Annotated in this window: 15 protein-coding genes and 1 pseudogene; 2 read left to right on the top strand and 14 right to left on the bottom strand. The window is 62.0% G+C overall.

What is annotated here, in order from left to right:
* Positions 1–3 precede the first annotated feature (3 nt).
* Positions 4–1,044, bottom strand: coding sequence for a branched-chain amino acid ABC transporter permease (locus tag V1289_RS16730; protein ID WP_334397916.1), 1,041 nt, complete (start codon positions 1,042–1,044; stop codon positions 4–6).
* A gap of 178 nt (positions 1,045–1,222) precedes the next feature.
* Between V1289_RS16730 and V1289_RS16725 the strand changes: the two genes are divergently transcribed.
* Entirely contained in the window at positions 1,223–1,741 is a 519-nt protein-coding gene (locus tag V1289_RS16725) for a MarR family winged helix-turn-helix transcriptional regulator (RefSeq protein WP_334397915.1), read from the top strand.
* 192 nt (positions 1,742–1,933) lie between these two features.
* Here the strand turns inward: V1289_RS16725 and V1289_RS16720 are convergent, their stop codons facing one another.
* The 13 genes and pseudogenes from V1289_RS16720 to V1289_RS16655 form a co-directional block, all read right to left on the bottom strand.
* Complete coding sequence (locus V1289_RS16720) at positions 1,934–4,084, bottom strand: sensor domain-containing protein (protein WP_334397914.1); 2,151 nt, start codon at positions 4,082–4,084, stop codon at positions 1,934–1,936.
* A gap of 179 nt (positions 4,085–4,263) precedes the next feature.
* Positions 4,264–5,550 carry a glycerate kinase type-2 family protein gene (locus V1289_RS16715; protein WP_334397913.1) on the bottom strand — a complete coding sequence of 429 codons (1,287 nt, stop codon included), beginning with the start codon at positions 5,548–5,550 and terminating at the stop codon, positions 4,264–4,266.
* A 79-nt stretch (positions 5,551–5,629) separates the two neighbouring features.
* The gene (locus V1289_RS16710; protein WP_334397912.1) at positions 5,630–6,862 is read right to left on the bottom strand and encodes an ABC transporter substrate-binding protein; all 1,233 of its coding nucleotides are present in this window, start codon (positions 6,860–6,862) and stop codon (positions 5,630–5,632) included.
* A 276-nt stretch (positions 6,863–7,138) separates the two neighbouring features.
* On the bottom strand, positions 7,139–8,368 hold the full coding sequence (locus V1289_RS16705; protein ID WP_334397911.1) for an ABC transporter substrate-binding protein: 1,230 nt from the start codon (positions 8,366–8,368) through the stop codon (positions 7,139–7,141).
* Positions 8,369–8,547: 179 nt separating this feature from the next.
* Positions 8,548–9,777, bottom strand: a complete 1,230-nt coding sequence (locus V1289_RS16700) for an ABC transporter substrate-binding protein (RefSeq protein ID WP_334397910.1) — start codon at positions 9,775–9,777, stop codon at positions 8,548–8,550.
* Between the two features lie 257 nt (positions 9,778–10,034).
* Positions 10,035–11,796: pseudogene (locus V1289_RS16690) on the bottom strand (IS1634 family transposase).
* Positions 11,797–11,997: 201 nt separating this feature from the next.
* Complete coding sequence (locus V1289_RS16685; RefSeq protein WP_334395305.1) at positions 11,998–13,758, bottom strand: IS1634 family transposase; 1,761 nt, start codon at positions 13,756–13,758, stop codon at positions 11,998–12,000.
* Between the two features lie 217 nt (positions 13,759–13,975).
* Positions 13,976–15,205, bottom strand: coding sequence for an ABC transporter substrate-binding protein (locus V1289_RS16680; protein ID WP_334397907.1), 1,230 nt, complete (start codon positions 15,203–15,205; stop codon positions 13,976–13,978).
* Positions 15,206–15,223: 18 nt separating this feature from the next.
* The gene (locus tag V1289_RS16675; RefSeq protein ID WP_334397906.1) at positions 15,224–16,237 is read right to left on the bottom strand and encodes a branched-chain amino acid ABC transporter permease; all 1,014 of its coding nucleotides are present in this window, start codon (positions 16,235–16,237) and stop codon (positions 15,224–15,226) included.
* A gap of 2 nt (positions 16,238–16,239) precedes the next feature.
* Positions 16,240–17,118, bottom strand: coding sequence for a branched-chain amino acid ABC transporter permease (locus V1289_RS16670; RefSeq protein WP_074273033.1), 879 nt, complete (start codon positions 17,116–17,118; stop codon positions 16,240–16,242).
* Between the two features lie 10 nt (positions 17,119–17,128).
* Complete coding sequence (locus V1289_RS16665) at positions 17,129–17,842, bottom strand: ABC transporter ATP-binding protein (protein ID WP_074273034.1); 714 nt, start codon at positions 17,840–17,842, stop codon at positions 17,129–17,131.
* Complete coding sequence (locus tag V1289_RS16660) at positions 17,839–18,636, bottom strand: ABC transporter ATP-binding protein (RefSeq protein WP_334397905.1); 798 nt, start codon at positions 18,634–18,636, stop codon at positions 17,839–17,841. Before V1289_RS16660 ends, V1289_RS16665 begins: the two co-directional genes overlap by 4 nt.
* A 69-nt stretch (positions 18,637–18,705) precedes the next feature.
* The gene (locus V1289_RS16655; RefSeq protein ID WP_334407504.1) at positions 18,706–19,572 is read right to left on the bottom strand and encodes an IclR family transcriptional regulator; all 867 of its coding nucleotides are present in this window, start codon (positions 19,570–19,572) and stop codon (positions 18,706–18,708) included.
* A 168-nt stretch (positions 19,573–19,740) separates the two neighbouring features.
* On the opposite strand from V1289_RS16655, the gene V1289_RS16650 reads away from it, so the two are divergent.
* On the top strand, positions 19,741–21,837 hold the full coding sequence (locus tag V1289_RS16650) for a 3-hydroxyacyl-CoA dehydrogenase NAD-binding domain-containing protein (RefSeq protein WP_334397904.1): 2,097 nt from the start codon (positions 19,741–19,743) through the stop codon (positions 21,835–21,837).
* Positions 21,838–21,966 lie beyond the last annotated feature (129 nt).

The raw sequence follows: 21,966 nt of genomic DNA, 5'->3' as shown, positions 1-21,966 counted from the left end.
CCATCAATCCTTCTCTTCCTCGACCGCGGGGGCTGCGAGCGAACGCAGCACCAGAACGGGAAGGATCAGGGTAAAGACGATGACTTCCTTGAAATTGCTGGCGTAGAACGACGAGAACGCCTCGACGATGCCGACAATGAGTGCTGCGATCGCGGTGAGGGGATAGCTGATGAGCCCGCCGATGATTGCGGCGATAAAGCCCTTCAGGCCGATCAGGAAGCCGGTGTCGTAGTAAAGCGTGGTGATCGGAACGATCAGGATGCCTGAGATTGCGCCGATCAGCGATGCCAGCAGGAAGGCGATCTGTCCGGACAGCGTGGTCCGGATGCCGACCAGCCGCGCGCCGAGTCGATTGACCGCGGTGGCGCGCAGCGCCTTGCCCATCAGCGTAAAGCCGAAGAACAGCCACAGCCCGACGATGAAGGCGACGGTCAGGCCATAGACCGCGATGCTCTGGCCGGTGAAGCGCAGCGGCCCGACGGTGAGCGCGGCGTTCGACAGTGCCGGTCCGCGCAGGCCTTCGGCTCCGAAGAACACCAGGCCGAGGCCCTGCAGCGCCAGATGACAGCCGACGGAAGCGATCAGCAGCACCAGCACGGAGGTGTGCGCGATCGGTTGAAACGCGATTCGATAGAGGAACAGGCCGATCGCCGCGACGATCAACAGCGCCAGCGCGATATTGACCGCGATCGGCGTCGTCGGGCTGGCGAGCGCGGTGGCCAGGGTGAGGATCGCAACCGGGAAGGCGATGTTGAGCGCCACGGAACGCGCGACCCGCCGCAGCCGCAACGATTTGCGGGCGACGAACAGGTCGAGGCCGAATGCGACCACGCCCATCGCCACCGCCAGCCGCGCCGTGCCCGGCACCTGGCCGGTGGCCAGCATGGCGTAGCTCAGCGCGCCATAGGTGACGAATTCGCCTTGCGGGATCAGGATGACGCGCGTGACGGCAAACACCAGCACCAGCGCCAGCCCGAGCAACGCATAGATCGCGCCGTTGGTGATGCCATCCTGCAGCAGGAATAGCATGATCGTGGTATTCAAGACCGGCGCTCCCCCTCACGCGTCGAGCCGGCCGCGACCTTATCCGTCGGCCCGACCCTGTGATATCGGTAGTTGAAGTCCCGCCGATATTTGATATAATTCATAACAATTATCATATATAACTTCAAGGCCCGCCGTTGGGGCAGGGCTTTTCTGCCGGAATTGCGAGCCGCGAGCGATGACTGCCTCCAAGAATGCCGCCGATGTCGTCAAGCTTTCCCGCCCCGCGCGCAAGGATCCCGCCGAGGCCGCCGGGGAGGATACCTCGCTGCAGCTCGGCGAATTGTCCGAACTGCTGGGCTATGTTCTGAAGCGCGCGCAACTGAAGGTGTTCGAGGATTTTCTGCGCTGCGTCGCGCCGCTGCAGCTGACGCCGGCGCAATTCTCGGTGCTGCTGCTGCTCGACAAGAATCCCGGCCGCAACCAGACCGAAATCGCCAACACGCTCGGCATCCTCCGGCCGAATTTCGTCGCCATGCTCGACGCGCTCGAGAGCCGCGATCTCTGCGCGCGGATGCGCTCGGCCAACGACCGCCGCTCCCACATCGTGGTCCTGACCGACAAGGGCCGCGCCGTGCTGGCGCGCGCCAAGAAGCTGGTCGCCACCAAGCACGAGGCGCGTCTCAACGAAGTGCTCGGCCCGGCGAACCGCGCCGCACTGCTCGATATGATGGCGAAGATCGCCAAGGAATTTTGAAGCACGCTCCTCATCCTGAGGAGGCGCGTTAGCGCCGTCTCGAGGGATGAGTTCGCACCGGGGCCTCATGGTTCGAGACGCGCGAAGACGCGCTCCTCACCATGAGGGTTCAACCATCCGCCAAATTACCCTGAATGGCCCGTAGCCGAACACGGGCAGGCAAATTCGTGCTCGACGGGATCGCAGTGACGGTCAGGCCGCGGCGGTCTTGTCCTGCGGTTTCCGAGCGCCGCTTCCGGAAAGGAACAACCGCTCGATCTCGTGAACGGGAAGCGGCCGGCTGAACAAATATCCCTGCATCTCGGTGCAGCCTTCGGCCGTGATCCTGTCGAGTTGTTCCTTGGTCTCGACGCCTTCGGCGGTCGCCGCCATGCCCATTCCATTCGCCAGTGCCGCGACCGCGCGCACGATGTTGAGCGATCCAGCGTTGTCCGCAACATCTTTTACGAACGAGCGGTCGATCTTGATCTTGTCGAACGGGAAGCACTGCAGATAGGTCAGCGAGGAATATCCGGTGCCGAAATCATCCATCGCGATACGAATACCGAGCGCGCGCAACCGGTGAAGCACCGCGAGCGTCGCTTCCTTGTCCTGCAGGAGGACGGTCTCGGTGATCTCGATCTCGAGCCGCGTCGGGTGCAGGCCTGAGGTCGCGAGTGCATTGATGATCACCTGCATCAGACCGGAGCCGCGGAACTGAGCCGCCGAAATATTGACGGCGACTTGAAGATGGTCCGGCCATTGCGCCGCGGTGATGCAGGCCTGACGGATGACCCATTCCCCCAGCGGCACGATAAAGCCGATTTCTTCCGCCAGCGGAATGAAGGCCGCGGGCGCGACCAGTCCCTTTTCCGGATGATTCCAGCGAATCAGCGCTTCGAAACCGCTGATCTTGTTGCTCTCCAGGCTCACCACGGGCTGGTAATAGAGTTCGAATTCGCCGGCGGCCAGCGCCTTGCGCAGATCCTGCTCCATGACGCGACGGGTTTGCATTTGCTCGTCCATCGCGGGTTTGAAAAACCGGAATGTGCCGCGTCCGTCGCCCTTGGCGCGATAGAGCGCGAGGTCGGCGTTTCGCAGCAGCGTGTCGGCGCTCGATCCGTCGCCCGGACTGACCGCAATGCCGATGCTGGCGCCGATGACGGCCTGGTGGCCGTCGAGGTCGTAAGGCTGGCTCAGCAGTTCGATGATGCTTTCGGCGAGAGAAGTGGCATCGGTGGGGTCTGCCACAGGAGCCTGGACGATGACGAATTCGTCGCCGCCCGTCCTCGCGATGGTGTCGGTCTCCCGCACCAGTCCGCGCAGCCGGTCCGCGACGACCTTCAGCAGCCTGTCGCCGACGGGATGACCGAACGTATCGTTGACGGCCTTGAACTGGTCGAGATCGAGGTGATGAACCGCCAGCATCTCCCCGCCCTGGAACCGGGCGAGGGCGCTTTCGAGCCGCTCATTGAGCAGCACCCGATTGGCAAGATCGGTCAGCGCATCGTGGTGGGCCATATGCTCGATCTTGATCTCGGCCTGCCGCTGCTCGGTGATGTCTTCATGGGTTGCGACCCAGCCGAGGTCAGGCATCGGCCGATGCCGGATCTTGAAGGTGCGCCCGTTCTGCAATTCGACGATGCTGTCGGTCGGTTCGGCGGAAACTGCAACGCCGGTGCGCCAGTGCAGATACTCGTCGCGCGACATCGCGGGAAAACTGCCGGCTTCGAAGCGCAGGTCGACGATTTCAGTCAAGGGGGTGCCGGGGCCGACGCGGCCGGGCGGCAGGTCGTACATCGAGACAAAGAGGTCATTGCACACGATCAGATTGTGGCCGGCGTCGAAGAAGCACAGCCCCTGCGACATGTTGTTGATCGCGGTATCGAACTGGAAATTCCGGACCTGCAGTTTCTCTTCCTGCTGCTTGCCGAGCTCGTATTGCTGCTTGAGGCGAGCGCTGATTTCCTCCCGCGACGTGATGTCCTCGTGGGTTGCCATCCCGCCGCCGTCCGGCATCGGATACACGGTATAGGTGATGATCTGGCCGTCGCTGAATCTCTGGATCGTGGTAACGGGAACGATGGCGTTTTCCCTATGTGCGCGGATGTATTCGTCCGGCGCCGAGTGGATCTTCAATCCGAGGTTCAACCGGTGCTGAATGAGCTGGGTGATGGGCGTGCCGGGCTTCACCTGCTCGGGCGACAGCCGGTAAATTTCCATGTAGCGAGCGTTGCAGAAAACGACTTCGCGCTTCGCATTGAAGATGATGAACCCCAGCGACAGGTTGTTGATGGCCTGTTCGAGAAGCCAGCCTGGCAAGGCCGGATTCGAACCGGCCGTCGCATGGTGAGAGTCCGACATTTAGCGTTTCCCCGCCGCGACCTGCAGCGCTCCCGCATTAAGGGGCGGTGCATTACAAACGGGGCAGGTAAATCGCGCCTTTGATATGTCGCCGGCTCCGGCAAGTTCCCTCGAACTCGGTCAACAAAGCCTTAACATTTGACCGGGACGGACCGTTGGCGCGCCGGGAAATGCGTAGACTACGCCCCTTCAACCAAGATCACCCTGACGTCGTTGACGTTGGTCAGGGTCGGGCCGGTCAGCAACAGATCGCCGGTCGCGGTGAAGAAGGCGGTGGCGTCGTTGTTGTCGAGATAGGCGTTTGGGTCGAGGCCGAGCGACTTCATCTTCGCAAAGGTGGTTTGATCGATCATCGCCCCGGCCGGATCGCTGGCGCTGCCGGCGCCGCCATCGGCGCCGTCGGTATCCGCGGCCAGCGCCGAAATACCGGTCGTATCCTTCAGCAAGCCCGCGAGCGCCAGCGCGTATTCCTGGTTGGGGCCGCCGCGCCCATTGCCGCGCACGGTCACCGTGAGTTCGCCGCCCGATAGAATAGCGGTGCGCTTGCCTTCGCTGCGCGCCTGCAACGCCAGCCGGGCGTGATCCGCCGCGACGTCGCGGGCCTCACCTTCGAGATCGGCGCCGAGTTCGATAATCGCATAGCCGGCATCCCGGGCGATCCTGACCGCTGCGTCCAGCGACGCCTTCGGCCTGGCGATCAGTTCGAACCGCGCGCGGGCGAAGGCGGGATCACCGGGCTTGCAGCTTTCATTGTTGGGGTCGTCGAGCGCGCGGCGTACCGCGTCGTCGACCGCCAGATTGTATTTTGCGACCAGCGCGCGGGCGTCGGCCAGCGTGGTCGGGTCCGGCACCGTCGGGCCCGAAGCGATCGCGGAGGGATCGTCGTGCGGCACGTCCGAAATCGCCAGCGTCACGATCTCGGCGCGTTGACCGGCGCGCGCCAACCGGCCGCCCTTGATGCGCGACAGATGCTTGCGCACGATGTTCATCTCGCCGATCGGCGCCCCCGAGCGCAGCAGCGCGCGGTTGACCTGCTGCTTCTGCGCGAACGTGACGCCGTCGACCGGCGCGATCCAGTTCGCCGATCCGCCGCCGGACAGCAGCACCAGCAGCAGATCGTCGGCGGTCGCCTCCGCGGCCAGCCGCAGCGTGTCGTCGGCGGCTTTCAGCCCGGCCTCGTCGGGCACGGGATGACCGGCCTCGACCACCCTGACCCGCCGCGTCGGCACGCCGTGGCCGTGGCGGGTGGTGGCAATGCCCACAAGCAGCGCCGGGTCGAGTTCGAGCGCATCGAGATAATGCCGCTCGGCGGCCGCTGCCATCGCCGCCGCACCTTTGCCGGCGGCGAGGCAGATCACCCGGCCTTTCGGGACGGGGCGCAAATGCGCCGCCAGCACGACGTCCGGATGCGCGGCCGCAACCGCCGCGTCAAAGATCATGCGCAGGAGAGGACGTCGGTCGGTCATTGTAGTTCCCTTGACAGTTCCCTCGGCAGTTCCCCTGGCAGTTCCCCTGGCAAGGCTTCCGCCTGCAATTCAAGTGATGTCAGTTGCCGACCAGCTCGCCGCTGATGACATCGCCGAACAATTGCCAGCGCTCGCCCTTGAACTGCATCAACTGCAATTGTTCGATCGGCTGAAAATCGTCCGGGCCCGTGGTGAGCGTGATGCCGGGCAACAGCCCGCCCTGGGCGAATTGCCTGAGGCTGGCCGCCTGCTTCATGACGTTGCTGCGGGTCAGGTCGTCGCCGCACCGCTTCAGCACTTCGACCATGGTCGTGGCCATGTTGTAGCCGGTCATGGCCGAGGCGTCGGCGCGATTGACCTCCGGCATGTACTTCGCCAGCAGGTCGTCGAAAGCCTTGATGCCGGGATCGCCGGCCCACTGCGGATCGCTGACGTCCTTGGCGTAGGCCGCCGACATCACGCCTTGCGAATTGTCGAGACCTGCGGGCCGCATGACGGTCGCGGTCGAGGCGCTGACATTGGACACGATCGTGACCGGCTTCCAGTTCATCTCGCCGACCTTCTTGATGGCCTGGGCGCCGAATTTGGGCGTCGTGAAGAAGATGATGACGTCTGGATTGGACGACTTCAGCCGCACGACGTGGGAATCGATGGTCGGCTCCGCGACCTCGTAGCTTTCTTCCGCGATGATGCGCGAGGGATCGGCGCCGAAACCATCCTTCAATCCCTTGAGGTAATCCTTGCCCATGTCGTCGTTCTGATAGAGCACCGCGATCTTCGCGTTCGGCTTTTCTTTTGTCAGGTATTTGGCATAGATGCGGGACTCGCTCTGGTAACTGGGCAGCCAGCCCATGGTCCACGGGAAGGTCTTTGGATCGTTCCACTTGGTGGCGCCGGTGGCGACGAACAGTTGCGGTACTTTCTTGCCGTTGACGTATTTCTGGATCGCGGTGTTGGAGGCGGTGCCCAGCGTGCCGATCAGCAACAGCACCTCGTCGCTCTCGATCAGCTTGCGCGCCTGCTCGACCGCTTTCGGCGGGCTGTAGGCATCGTCATAGGAAATGAAGTTGATCTTGCGCCCGTTGATGCCGCCGTCGTCGTTCACCCGCTTGAACACCGCCGCCATCGCCTTGCCGACCACGCCATAGGCCGACGCCGGGCCGCTGTAGGGAACGATGTTCCCGATCTTGATCTCGGTGTCGCTGGCGCCGGTGTCGTATTTCTTCTGGGCCAGCGCCGCGCTGCCGGTCGCGGCAACGACCGCCAGGCTCAGAAATACCGTTGCGAGGCGGCGTTGGGTCGGTTCGGGCATTTCGCAAAACTCCCTGTGATTTTCTTGGGCCTCGCGGGGTGCAAGGTTTGTTGTCGGGTCAGGTCGCATTGATTAGCGCACGATCCGCCAAAGTGTAAGCGGGTTGGCGAAGAGACCATGCGCCAATCAATATTCGGCGCGCGATCTGACGCAAAACCGGCATCCACTTTTGCTGATCGCGCGCTGGAAAACAATGTTCGCAAGAAAATGCCCCCTGCGACGGTGTCGCAGGGGGCATGACGATTTGATGTTCGGGCAACCGGCCTCTGAGGCGGCTCAGCCGCCGACGTCGGCGTTGATGACCTCGCCGAACAGCTCCCATTGCTGGCCCTTGAACTTCATCAGCTGAAGCGAGGAGATCGGAGCGAAATCGGTCGGGCCGGTGTTGATCTTGATGCCGGGCAGCAGGACTTCGGTGCGGAAATCCTTCAGGCTCGCCGCCTGCTTCATGACGTTCTCGCGGGTGAGGTTGTCGCCGCACTGCTTCAGGACCTGGACCAGCGTCTGGGCCACGCCGTAGCCGGTCACGGTTCCGCCGTCGAGCTTGTCGCCTTCGGGGAAATCCTTGGCCATGAATGCATAGAATTCCTTCATGCCGGGGTCATTGTCCCACTGCTTGTCGGAGACGTCCTTGAGATAGGCAGCGGAGATGATGTCCTGCGCGTTCTCATACCCCGCCGGCTTGATCACGCTGCCGACCGAGGCCGAGACGTTGTTGAGGAAGTGCATCGGCTTCCAGCCGATCTCGGCTATCTTCTTGATGGCTTGCGCCGCGAATTTCGGCGTCGAGATGTTGATGAAGACGTCGGCGGTGGTAGCCTTCAGCTTGACGATATGATTGTCGACCGTCGGTTCCGACGTCTCAAAGCTTTCCTCGGCGACGATCATCGATGCCGCCTTGGCGCCGAGCCCGTCCTTCAGGCCCTTGAGATAGTCCTTGCCGTAGTCGTCATTCTGGTAGAGCACGGCGATCTTGGCGTCCGGCTTGTTCTTCAGGATGTACTTCGCATAGATCTGGGTTTCGCTCTGGTAGTTGGGCTGCCAGCCCATGGTCCAGGGAAATTCCTTCGGATCGTTCCATTTGGTGGCGCCGGTGGCGACGAACAGCTGCGGCACCTTCTTGGAATTCATGTATTTGTGGATCGCGGAATTCGGCGGCGTTCCCAGCGAATTGAAGATGAACGGCACTTCGTCGCTCTCGACCAGCTTGCGCGCCTGCTCCACCGTCTTCGGCGGGCTGTAGGCATCGTCGTAAGAGATGAAGTTGATCTTGCGGCCATTGATGCCGCCGGCGTCGTTGATCTTCTTGAAATAGGCGGCCTCGGTCTTGCCGATGATGCCATAGGCGGAAGCCGGACCGCTATACGGCATGATGTTGCCGATCTTGATTTCGGTATCGGTGGCGCCGGTGTCGTATTTTTTTTGCGCAAGCGCGCCGCTGCTGGATACGGCAAGCAGGGTCAGCGCGACTGACGCCACCGCCAGCCTGTTAGCGGTCGTGAGCATTAATTCTCTCCCTCGGTTCAATGACAACAATGATGTGTCGCGGCTTTCTTGATGTGAAAGCTCTTTTGACTCATGCGTGAGTTCGGCGATGTGATTATCATTTTACCGGGGACGTCACAACAAAAAGCCCCTGCGGCAAAGCCGCAGGGGCTGCTTCTTTAGTAGACAGTCTCAGCCCGTCAGCCGCCTACATCGGCGTTGATGATCTCTCCGAACAGATCCCAGTGATCGCCCTTGAACTTCATCAGCTGCAACTGCGAGATCGGTGCAAAATCGGTCGCCGAGGTGTTGACCTTGACCCCGGGCAGCAGGCCGCCGAGCTCGAGATCCCTGATGCTCGCCGCCTGCTTCATGATGTTTGCCCGCGTCAGGTCGTCGCCGCAGGCTTTCAGCACGTGCACGAGGCCCTGGGCGACGGTGTAGGCGTACATCACCGAGGCGTCGGCGCGGTTGGCTTCCGGATAATATTTATCCAGGAACTCGTTCCAGCCGATCATCCCCTTGTCGTTCTTCCATTGCTGATCGGTCGGATCCTTGAGGTAGTTCGACGAGATGATGTCCTGGGCGTTCTCGAAGCCGGCCGGCTTGATCACGCTGCCGATCGAGGCCGAAACGTTGTTGAGGAAGTGCAGCGGCTTCCAGCCGATCTCGGCGTTCTTCTTGATCGCCTGCGCCGCGAATTTCGGCGTGGTGATGTTGAAGAATACGTCGGCGCCGGTCGACTTGAGCTTGACGATGTGATTGTCGATGGTCGGTTCGGAGACCTCGTAGCTTTCCTCCATCACGATCATCGAGGCAGCCTTGCTGCCGAGCCCGTCCTTGAATCCCTTCAGATAGTCCTTGCCGTAGTCGTCATTCTGGTAGAGCACGGCGATCTTGGCGTCCGGCTTGTTCTTCATGATGTATTTCGCATAGATGGTGGACTCGCTCTGGTAGTTGGGCTGCCAGCCCATGGTCCACGGAAACTCCTTCGGGTCGTTCCACTTGGTGGCGCCGGTGGCGACGAACAGCTGCGGCACCTTTTTCTGGTTCATGTATTTCTGGATCGCGGAATTCGGCGGCGTGCCCAGCGAATTGAAGATCATCAGCACTTCATCGCTTTCGACCAGCTTGCGCGCCTGCTCGACCGTCTTCGGTGGGCTGTAGGCGTCGTCGTAGCTGATGAAGGTGATCTTGCGGCCGTTGATGCCGCCCTCGGCGTTGACCTTGCGGAAGTAGGCCTCCTCGGTTTTGCCGATCACGCCATAGGCGGAAGCCGGTCCGCTGTAGGGCACGATGTTGCCGATCTTGATCTCGGTGTCGGTCGCACCGGTGTCGTATTTCTTCTGCGCGAGAGAGGCGCTGCTGGTCGCAGCGAGCAATGCGAGGGCGGCCGAAAAGGCCCCCAATCGCAAGTGGATAGCAGGCATTTTGATCTCCCTGGATCATTGTTGAATGTGTCACGTTTTTTGGATTGGGAGCGCTTTGCGGCTCCTGGCGGCATTGAATACCTTCCGCGGGCACCCGGCAACAAAAAGCCCCCCGCGACTGGCTCGCGGGGGGCGTTATTTAGTCGAACAGGCGGCGCGTGTTCCGCGTCGCAGCAGGGCGTCTAGACCGAAGTTTTCACCCATGAATCGCATAAGTATCTGATGCGGTTTGATCATTCGTCCGCGAGGCTACTCGGTTACTGGACACGAACGGGATTGAGCCCGAGCAGATCGAAGGCCGCCTCCTGGAGGGCGGTTGGTTTGGAGTGAAGGGTAAAGCGGTGCTTGGGGCGCGCGGGCACGTGCATGGTGTTGCGAGCGAGTGTTCCGAGATGCGCAATGAGGTCACCGAAGCTCATGACGCGCTGACCAATCTGCCGATCGCCTGGTTGTCTTCTTGACCTTGACGACGTCTGACGGTGCGGTGGCCGCAACTGGAGAAGTTCGCTCCGCTTTGGCTGCTGCCAGATCGGTGTCGTGGAACAACAGCGGCGCTAGGGCCTCCCGTAGGAGCCACTCGACATGGTAGGCGAGCATGCACAGGAAGACATGAGCCCGCACCCTGTCCGCGGTCCAATGACGGATCGGCCGGATTTCCAGATCGACGCTCTTCAGGGATCGGAATGCCCGTTCGACGTGCGAGAGATCCTTGTAGGCCTGAACTGCTTCTGCGGCATTCAGATGCTCGGCAGGCATGCTGGTTCGGATCACATAGATGCCGTCGAGGCGCGCCTCTGCCTCGATCTGATCGAGCCGTCTATGCCAGGAGAGATGACCATCGCGGATCGTAACGACGAAGTGCTTGGCCATCTTTCTTTTGTTAAGAACCGCGCCGACCGCCAGACCTATTTCGGCAGCGTCACGCAAGGGAGCGTTCCTGCGCCGGACCTTGGCTTCGATCCGGGCCAGTTCGCGTTCAGTCACTGCTAACAAGTCCTCACGCTTGCGCGCCCGTTCGGCGGCGAGGTCGTGATTGCGGCACGCGATCAGCCGTTCGCCTGGGAACATGTCCGGCGCGCTGATTTCGGCGAGATCGCGATCATCGAACAACGACAGCTGTAACGGCCCATTTTCCGCGGCCAGCGCCTGCACCGCCGGTGCACGCAGGCAGGTGATCCAATCGAGATTCGCGGGCCTAAGTTCGTCGCGAATGCGGGCCGAGGTGATCATGCCGCGATCTCCGACCAGCACCAGACGACTGATCCTGAAGCGATCCTTCACCTTCTCGATCTGCGCGCTCAAGGTTGAGGGATCCGCGGTGTTGCCGTCGAACACCTCCACGGCGATCGGCAGTCCCTCGCGTGTGCAGAGCAGCCCATAGACAATTTGCGGCCGGTCCTTGCGGTGATCCCGGCTGTGGCCATAGCGCGCCAGCGGGCAGCAGCGGCCCTCGAAGTAAGATGAGCTGACGTCATAGAGGACCAGCACGCCGTCTTCGAGATGCCGCCGCGCCAAGCCATTTTCGACGCGGCCCTGACGTTCGAGCAGCCAATCCAGCGCCTCATAGGCCTCCCGCTCCTTGACCCGGCCAAGGTGCAAGACCGCGCCCAGACTCGATACCGCCGTCTCCTCATCGATCGCGCGGACAAAGCCCAGCTTCGATCGTGGCGCAATCAACCGATCAACCACCATGGCGACAACGAGATCGCAGCAGCGTCGCGAGGCCGGATCCTTCGCCGCACCCAGAATCAACCGGTCGAGGCCAATCTTGCGGATCATTCCAAGCGCCGCCGCAACATGGCCGTGCGGCAATGAGCGCTCGACTTCCAGTTCCTGCGGACCAGTGCCGATGACCGTTCCGCCCTTCAGCACCGCCTTCAACGTATCGATCATATCACGCGGCAGCTTGCTGAGATTGGCCAACGTCCGCTTCTGCGAACGGCCTTGCTCGTCGCGATAACTCTCCCGCAGCAACACCGCAGGCGGAGAGTCTCGATTGGGCACCATCTCGATGAACATGCCCGAATCGAATCATATCCTCGCCGATTTGGGAATCCCCTTACATGGACACAATCACAGGATCATTCCCACCCTAACCCACTGCACTGACTCAAGTCTCTCCTGACGACACGAGCAAACTTCGGTCTAGACCGAAGTTTTCACCCATGAATCGCATAAGTATCTGATGCGGTTTGATCATTCGTCCGCGAGGCTACTCGGTTACTGGACACGAACGGGATTGAGCCCGAGCAGATCGAAGGCCGCCTCCTGGAGGGCGGTTGGTTTGGAGTGAAGGGTAAAGCGGTGCTTGGGGCGCGCGGGCACGTGCATGGTGTTGCGAGCGAGTGTTCCGAGATGCGCAATGAGGTCACCGAAGCTCATGACGCGCTGACCGTCTGCCGATCGCCTGGTTGTCTTCTTGACCTTGACGACGTCTGACGGTGCGGTGGCCGCAACTGGAGAAGTTCGCTCCGCTTTGGCTGCTGCCAGATCGGTGTCGTGGAACAACAGCGGCGCTAGGGCCTCCCGTAGGAGCCACTCGACATGGTAGGCGAGCATGCACAGGAAGACATGAGCCCGCACCCTGTCCGCGGTCCAATGACGGATCGGCCGGATTTCCAGATCGACGCTCTTCAGGGATCGGAATGCCCGTTCGACGTGCGAGAGATCCTTGTAGGCCTGAACTGCTTCTGCGGCATTCAGATGCTCGGCAGGCATGCTGGTTCGGATCACATAGATGCCGTCGAGGCGCGCCTCTGCCTCGATCTGATCGAGCCGTCTATGCCAGGAGAGATGACCATCGCGGATCGTAACGACGAAGTGCTTGGCCATCTTTCTTTTGTTAAGAACCGCGCCGACCGCCAGACCTATTTCGGCAGCGTCACGCAAGGGAGCGTTCCTGCGCCGGACCTTGGCTTCGATCCGGGCCAGTTCGCGTTCAGTCACTGCTAACAAGTCCTCACGCTTGCGCGCCCGTTCGGCGGCGAGGTCGTGATTGCGGCACGCGATCAGCCGTTCGCCTGGGAACATGTCCGGCGCGCTGATTTCGGCGAGATCGCGATCATCGAACAACGACAGCTGTAACGGCCCATTTTCCGCGGCCAGCGCCTGCACCGCCGGTGCACGCAGGCAGGTGATCCAATCGAGATTCGCGGGCCTAAGTTCGTCGCGAATGCGGGCCGAGGTGATCATGCCGCGATCTCCGACCAGCACCAGACGACTGATCCTGAAGCGATCCTTCACCTTCTCGATCTGCGCGCTCAAGGTTGAGGGATCCGCGGTGTTGCCGTCGAACACCTCCACGGCGATCGGCAGTCCCTCGCGTGTGCAGAGCAGCCCATAGACAATTTGCGGCCGGTCCTTGCGGTGATCCCGGCTGTGGCCATAGCGCGCCAGCGGGCAGCAGCGGCCCTCGAAGTAAGATGAGCTGACGTCATAGAGGACCAGCACGCCGTCTTCGAGATGCCGCCGCGCCAAGCCATTTTCGACGCGGCCCTGACGTTCGAGCAGCCAATCCAGCGCCTCATAGGCCTCCCGCTCCTTGACCCGGCCAAGGTGCAAGACCGCGCCCAGACTCGATACCGCCGTCTCCTCATCGATCGCGCGGACAAAGCCCAGCTTCGATCGTGGCGCAATCAACCGATCAACCACCATGGCGACAACGAGATCGCAGCAGCGTCGCGAGGCCGGATCCTTCGCCGCACCCAGAATCAACCGGTCGAGGCCAATCTTGCGGATCATTCCAAGCGCCGCCGCAACATGGCCGTGCGGCAATGAGCGCTCGACTTCCAGTTCCTGCGGACCAGTGCCGATGACCGTTCCGCCCTTCAGCACCGCCTTCAACGTATCGATCATATCACGCGGCAGCTTGCTGAGATTGGCCAACGTCCGCTTCTGCGAACGGCCTTGCTCGTCGCGATAACTCTCCCGCAGCAACACCGCAGGCGGAGAGTCTCGATTGGGCACCATCTCGATGAACATGCCCGAATCGAATCATATCCTCGCCGATTTGGGAATCCCCTTACATGGACACAATCACAGGATCATTCCCACCCTAACCCACTGCACTGACTCAAGTCTCTCCTGACGACACGAGCAAACTTCGGTCTAGAGCTTCGGTTCTAGAACCGAAGCTATAGATTCTTCTTTCGACGCGTTTTCTCTACGCGAACCGGTATCCACTTCGCTCGAAAACGCTTTAGTTGCTGAGTTCGCCCGAGATGATGTCGCCGAACAGGTCCCATTTCTCGCCCTTGAAGCGCATCATCTGAAGCTGCTCGATCGGGGCGAAGTCGGTCGCCGAAGTGTTGATCTTCACGCCGGGCAGCAAGGTGTCGGGCGCAAAATCCTTCAGGCTCGCGGCCTGCTTCATCACGTTGGCGCGGGTGAGATCGTCGCCGCACATCTCGATGACCTTCGCCATGGTCTGCGCCGCGCCGTAGCCATAGACCACGGAGCCGTCGAGCTTGTTGCCTTCGGGATAGAACTTCTCGAGGAAGGCAAAGAACTTCTTCATGCCGGGATCGTTGTCCCACTGCGGATCGGCGCCGTCCTTGGCGTAGGCCGCCGACAGGATGCCTTGCGAATTCTCGAAGCCTGCCGGCTTGATCACGCCGCCGACCGACGCCGAGACGTTGGAGACGATGTGCAGCGGCTGCCAGCCGATCTCGGCGATCTTCTTGATCGCCTGTGCGGCGAACTTCGGCGTGGTGATGCTGATGAAGACGTCGGCGCCGGTGGCCTTCAGCTTGACGATGTGATTGTCGATCGTGGGCTCCGCGGTCTCATAGCTTTCCTCGGCAATGATCATCGACGCCTTGGCGCCGAGGCCGTCCTTCAGGCCCTTAAGGTAGTCCTTGCCGAAATCGTCGTTCTGATAGAGCACGGCGATCTTGGCGTCCGGTTTTTCCTTCATCAGATATTTCGCGTAGATGTGCGCTTCGCTCTGATAGCTGGGCTGCCAGCCCATGGTCCACGGAAAGTCCTTCGGATCGTTCCATTTGGTGGCGCCGGTGGCGACGAACAGCTGCGGCACCTTCTTGGCGTTGAGATATTTCTGGATCGCGGTGTTGGACGGCGTGCCCAGCGGGTTGAACACGACCAGCACTTCGTCGCTCTCGACCAGCTTGCGCGCTTGCTCGACCGCCTTCGGCGGGCTGTAGCCGTCGTCATAGCTGACGAAGTTGATCTTGCGCCCGTTGATGCCGCCCTGGGCGTTGATCATCTTGAAATAGGCTTCTTCGGTCTTGCCGATCACGCCGTAGGCGGAAGCCGGTCCGCTGTACGGCATGATGTTGCCGATCTTGACCTCGGCGTCGGTAGCCCCGGTGTCGTATTTCTTCTGGGCAAGCGCGGTGCCGCTGATCGCGGCAAAAGTGATGACCGCCGTCGCAAGCGCGGCGATTCTTGATTGTCGTCTGGACAGCATAGTTTCTCCTGAGTTCGGTTACTTCTTGAGCTTGCCAACCAGTTGCTGGGCAACTATGGCAACCTGCCTGGCGCCGTGCGGCACGAGGAAGATGACGAGGAACAGCAGCACGCCGAACACGGCGCCGGAGAGCCCCTTGGAAACGCCTTCCGCGATGTTGGGCACGAAGATGATGAAGGCGGCGCCGACGATCGATCCAGGCAGCCAGCCAACGCCGCCGACGACCATGCCGAGGAACAGCTGGATCGCGAGTGTGATAGTGAAGCTGTCAGGGGCCACGAACTGGACGGCAATGGCGCCGAGGCCGCCGGCTACGCCGGTAATGCCGGCGCTGACGCCGAACGCCAGCGTCTTGTACAGCGCGACGTTGACGCCCATCGCGGACGCCGCGATCTCGTTGTCGCGGATCGCCATGAAAGCCCGTCCGGAGCGCGATCTCAGCAGATTGACGGAAGCGACATAGATTCCGACCGTGATCGCGAGCGTGAAATAATAAAGCCACATGTCCTGCGACATCGGCAGGCTGAACGGCGCATCGGGCTTGGTGACCACCAGGCCCTGCACGCCGCCGGTCCAGTGTTCGAAGAAGCCGAGCTTGAGCAGTTGCGGCATCGCGGTTGCGAGCGCGAATGTCGCCAGCGCGAGGTAGACCCCGGAGAGGCGCAGTGCCGGCTGACCGAACAGGAAGCCGAAAGCGAAGCAGATGATGCCCGCGATCGGCAGCGTCAGCGCGTAGTTCATGTCGGCGTGTTCCATCAGGATTGCCGACGTATAGGCGCCGACGGCGTAGAACGCGCTCTGGCCGAGCGAGAACTGGCCGCTGCCGCCGGTCAGGATGTTCAACGCCAGTACGGCGAGTCCCAAATAGAGCAATTGGGTCAGCTGGAAGATGATGAAGTTCTTCACGAACAGCGGCACGACGAGCAGCAACACCAGCATGACCAGCGAGGTGCCGAAGCCGAGCGTCATCGCGCGTTTCGGAACAGCTTCGACAGCCGGGGCTTCGGTGACGACGTCTTCGACAGCGCTCATGATCAAACTCGCTTCACGATGGGCCGGCCGAACAGCCCAGCCGGTTTGACGACCAATACGGTGATGATCAGCGCAAGCGCGATCGGCAGTTTCAGTTCGTTACCGACGCCGGGAATGTAGGTCCCGGCGAGATTTTCGAAGATGCCGACCAGGAAGCCGCCGATCACGGCACCGAGCGGCGAGGTCAGGCCGCCGAGCACGGCCGCGGCAAATCCATAGATCAGCACGCCGCCCATCATGTTCGGTTCCAGGAACACCACCGGCGCGATCAGCATGCCGGCGATCGAGCCGATCGCTGCCGCCATGCCCCAGCCCAGCGCGATCATCCAGGAGGTATTGATGCCGACGAGCCGGGCCGATTCAGGCAAGGAGGCGGCCGCCCGCATCGCAAGGCCGATCCGCGTGTACTGGAAGAAGAAGAACAGCAGGATCAGCAGCAAGACGGTGACGCCGATCATGCCGGCCTGGTGGGTCGAGATCAGCTGGCTGCCGAGGAACGGCGAGGAGCCGAACGGCGTCGGATACTGCTTGATGGTGAAATCCCAGATCAGGCCGGCGACCGAATTGATGATCGCGAACAATGCGATGAAGCCGGCGACGTTGGTCAGGATCGGGGCCTTGGCCAGCGGCTTGAACAGCAGCCGCTCGATCACGATGCCGCCGGCGAACGAGAAGGCCAGCGTCAGCACGAACGCACCCCAATAGGGTATGCCCCACTGCATCATCTGCCAGGAGATAAAGGTCGAGAACATCGCCATTTCGCCCTGGGCGAAGTTGAGATGGTCGATCGCCTGGTAGATCATGACGACGGCGAGCGCCATGCAGGCATAGATCGCGCCTGTGGCGATGCCGGCCAGGACTTGATTGGTAAAAAGCTCCATGGCCGGCTCCTCAATAACCGAGATAGGATTTGCGGACGTCTTCGTTGTTCGCGATGTCCTTGGCATTGCCCGACATCACGATCCGTCCGGTTTCGATCACATAGGCCTGATCGGCGAGTTCCAGCGCCAGTTGCGCGTTCTGCTCCACCACGAGGATGGTGACCTTGTCCTCGCGATTGATCTTGCCGAGGATCCGAAACAGGTCGCGCACGATCAGCGGCGCCAGACCGAACGACGGCTCGTCCAGCAGCATCAGCCGTGGACGCAGCATCAGCGCGCGGGCGACCGCCAGCATCTGCTGTTCGCCGCCGGACAGCGTGCCGGCCTGCTGGGTGTGCCGCTGTTTCAGGACCGGGAAGTGGTCATACATGCGCTCGATATCGGAAACCACGCCGGCCTTGTCCTTGCGGGTGATGGCGCCGAGCTGCAGGTTTTCTTCCACCGTCATGGTGGTGAAGGTGCCGCGGCCCTGCGGCACATGGGCGATGCCGAGACGGACGACGTTTTCGGTCGAGCGGCCGGCGAGCGGCGCGCCGTCGAATTCGATGGCGCCGGTCGAGCGCACCATGTTGCAGATCGCCCGCAAGGTGGTGGTCTTGCCGGCGCCGTTGGCGCCAAGCAGCGTGGTCAGTGAGCCCTCGTTAAGGGCAAAGGAGAGGCCGTGAAGCGCCTGGACCTGGCCGTAATAGGCCCGCAAATCCTTGACGTTGAGCATCGCGGTCATTGGTCCTTGCTCCCCAGATAGGCTTTGATGACATCCGGGTCGGCCTGAACCTGGGCCGGCGTTCCCTCGGCGAGCTTGCGGCCGAAGTTGAGCGCGACGACGTGGTCGGCGATCGACATCACCAGACCCATGTGATGTTCGACCAGCAGCACGGTCATGTGGCGGTCGTCGCGAATGCGCCTGATCAGATCGCCGAGTATGTGGACTTCTTCATGGTTGAGACCGCCGGCCGGCTCGTCGAGCAGCAGGATCTTCGGATCGGCGGCCAGCGCACGCGCCAGCTCGACGCGCTTTTGGGTGCCGAAGGGCAGGCCGGAAACGATCGTATGGGCGACGTCTTCGAGGTCGAGATAGGCAAGGATCTCGTGGACCTTCTTGTTGACGTTGGCCTCGCCGCGGCGAACCCAGGCAAGCTTCAACGAGTCCGAGATGATGTCGCTGGAGGTGCGGGCGTGGGTGCCGACGCGGACATTGTCCATGACAGACAGATTGGGAAACAGCGCCACGTTCTGGAAGGTGCGGCCGATGCCGATCTCGGCGATCCGGTGCGGCGGGCGGGTCAGGATGCTCGCCCCCTCCATCAGGATGTCGCCGGAGCTCGGCTGGTAGAGCCGGGAGAGGCAGTTGAACAATGTCGTCTTGCCGGCGCCGTTCGGTCCGATCAGCCCGAGGATCTGCCCCTTTTGCATGTCGAAGGAGACGCCATTCAACGCGATGATGCCGCCGAACACGACGCTGACGTCGCGAACCGCCAGCAGGGGAGAATTTCCCTGCGCGAGCTGTGCCTGCGTCATCTCGTCTCGCCCATGCGATTAACAGGGCGGAAATGACCGCGCGAAATCCTTCGCCGGTGAAGATGAAGGCTACCTGATCCCCTCGACCAAACGTGCAACTTTCCCTCCTGCTTTCAACTTTTTGCTTTCTTCTTTTTTGGATTGCGGCGCCGCACCGCCCAGCGCCGCTTCGATGTTCCTTACCATCGCCACAAGGCGAGGTCCAATATCGTTGAGCAGCCGATCTTCCGTGAAGCGGAATGCGGGCGCGCCACAATTGAAGGCATACGGACCGGTTCCGTCGTTCAGCTTGAGCGCCACACCGACTGCGTGCACGTCGTCCTGCCACTCGCCCGCGGAGATGGTGAAGCCGCGCCGCTCCACCATTTCGCCGGCGCGTTCGATGCCGTCGCGCAGCCGCGACCAGCGGCTGCCGTAGTGGTCGCGCAGCTCGCGCAATAAAGAGGCACGCTCGTCATTCGGCAGCGCCCAGATATAGGCCCGGCCCATCGCGGTGGTGGCGATCGGTATTCGCGAACCGACGTCGAGCTGGACGCCCAGCGTCAAGCCGTTACGGCTCTGGCCGAAATAGATCATGCTGTGGCGGTCGCGCCCGCCGACCGCGACCGCGCCGCCGGTCGCGCGCATGACTTCCTCGCGGTAGGGCTCGGACAAATGCCGAACGCCGAGATTGGCCAGCGCGGCATACCCCAGCGCCATGGCTGATGGCGCGAGCTGATACTTTTCGAACCGCGGAACGGGTGTAAGATAGCCCAGCTTGGTCAAGGTGTAGGTCAGCCGGGAAATGGTTGGCTTCGGCAAATTAGTACGGGCGGCGATCTCTTGATTGCCGAGAAGCCCGTCGTTGGGATGGAATGCGCGCAACACATCAAGTCCGCGGGAAAGCGCGACGACGAAGCTGCGATCTGTCGCCACTTTCTTCCCTGGACGTTTCATTGGCCTGCTGCTTTGCCGAGCGCGTTGACAAGGGACGTGCTTCAAAATAACCCTCCCTGTCAAGATGTGGAATTTAATTTCGCAGTGCGAAATAGCCAGTAAACGCAAGTCGAGAACATCAACGCCAAAAACAACGCAACCAAGAACGCGTTATCCAGGGAGAGTCTCGTGAACGAAGTCGTAAAGCTCGAGCGTCATGACGTCATCGCCGTCGTCACGGTTAACAGCCCTCCGGTCAACGCACTGAGCGCCGCGGTGCGTGGCGGTATTTTCGAATGCATGAAGAGTGCGATCGCCGATCCCGAAGTAAAGGCGATCGTGCTGACCTGCGGCGGCCGCACCTTTATCGCCGGCGCCGACATCACCGAATTCGGCAAGCCGCCGAAGCCCCCGGGTCTCGCGGAGGTGCTTGTTGCGATGGAGAACTCGCCGAAGCCGATCATTGCCGCCATTCACGGCACGGCCTTGGGCGGCGGTCTCGAAGTCGCATTGGCCTGCCACTATCGCGTCGCCACCAAGGACGCCAGGCTTGGCCTGCCCGAAGTGAAACTCGGCCTGTTGCCGGGCGCCGGCGGCACGCAGCGCCTGCCGCGCGCGGTCGGTCCGGAACTCGCGGTCAAGATGATCGTCGGCGGCGATCCGATCGGTGCTGCTGAAGCGCTCAAAAACGGCCTGATCGAGGAGATCGTCGAAGGCCCGGCGTCCGGTGGTGAAGCCTTTGCCCTCAAGGTGCTGGCGGAGAAGCGCCCCCTGCGCAAGCTGCGCGATGACGACTCCAAGCTCGCGGCCGCCAAGGCCGACCGTTCGATCTTCACCAATGCGGTCGCCGCCCTCACCAAGAAGGCCCGCGGCCTGGAAGCGCCGTTCGCCGCCGCCGACGCGGTCGGCGCTGCGATCGATCTGCCGTTCGATGAAGGGCTGAAAAAGGAGCGCGAAGGTTTTCTCAAGCTGGTGTCGAGCGACCAGTCGAAGGCGCAGCGCTACGCGTTCTTCTCCGAGCGCGAGGCCGCCAAGATCGCCGGCGTGCCCGAAGGAACGAAACCGCGCAATGTCGAGCGCGTCGCCATCATCGGCGCCGGTACCATGGGCGGCGGCATCGCGATGTCGTTTGCCAATGCCGGCATTCCCGTCACCCTGATCGAGACCGGCGAAGAGCAGCTCAAGCGCGGCATGGGCGTGATGCAGAAGAATTATGAGGCGACCGCCGCCCGCGGCGGCATCCCCGCCGATGCCCCGGCCAAGCGCATGGGCCTGATCACCGGCGTAGTCGGCCTGGAAAACGTCAAGGACGCTGACCTGGTGATCGAAGCCGTGTTCGAAACCATGGCGGTCAAGAAGGAAGTGTTCGAGGCGCTGGACAAGTACGCCAAGCCCGGCGCGGTGCTGGCCTCCAACACCTCGTATCTGAACATCGACGAGATCGCGAAGGTGACGAAGCGTCCGCAGGACGTGCTCGGCATGCACTTCTTCTCGCCGGCCAACGTGATGAAGCTGTGCGAGATCGTCCGCGCCGCCAAGACCGCGCCCGACGCGCTGACGACCGCGGTCTCGATCGCGCGCAAGATTGCAAAGGTTCCGGCCGTGGTCGGCGTCTGCGACGGCTTTGTCGGCAACCGCATGCTGGCCCAGCGCGGCAAGCAGTCCGAGAAGCTGCTGTTCGAAGGCGCATTGCCGCAGCAGGTTGACGCCGTGGTCACAAAATTCGGCATGCCGATGGGCCCGTTCGCGATGGGCGATCTCGCCGGCCTCGATATCGGGTGGCGCTCGCGCAAGGACCGCGGCATCAAGTCGGAAATCGCCGATGCGCTGTGCGAAGCCGGCCGCTTCGGCCAGAAGACCGGCAAGGGCTATTACAAGTACGAGGCAGGGTCGCGTGCGGCATTGCCCGATCCGGAGGTCGAAAAACTGATCGACGAGACGCTGCAGCGCCTCGGCCGCAAGAAGCGCGTGGTCTCGGACGACGAGATCCTGGAGCGCATGATGTACCCGATGATCAACGAGGGTGCGCGCATCCTCGAAGAAGGTATCGCGGCGCGTCCGAGCGATATCGACGTGATCTGGCTCTATGGCTATGGCTGGCCGATCTATCGCGGCGGCCCGATGTTCTATGCCGACCAGGTCGGTCTCAAGCACATCGCCGACCGGCTGTCCTATTATGCCAAGGAGACCAATGATCCCTCGCTGGAGCCGGCGCCGCTGCTCAAGCGCCTTGCGGATGAAGGCAAGACCTTTGCGTCGATGGCGCAGACCGCGAAAGCGGCTTGATGGGTTCGGCGCCCTTTCTCCACGTCGTTCCGGGGCGCGCGCAGCGCGAACCGCGATGTGCAATTGCACACCGGGGAACCTCGAGATTCCGGGTTCGCGACTTCGTCGCGCCCCGGAATGACGACTGCT

The organism is Bradyrhizobium sp. AZCC 2289, assembly GCF_036924615.1.
Classification (GTDB): Bacteria; Pseudomonadota; Alphaproteobacteria; order Rhizobiales; family Xanthobacteraceae; genus Bradyrhizobium.
Note: the sequence above shows the minus strand (reverse complement) of the source record. Positions and strands in the feature narration are given on the sequence as shown.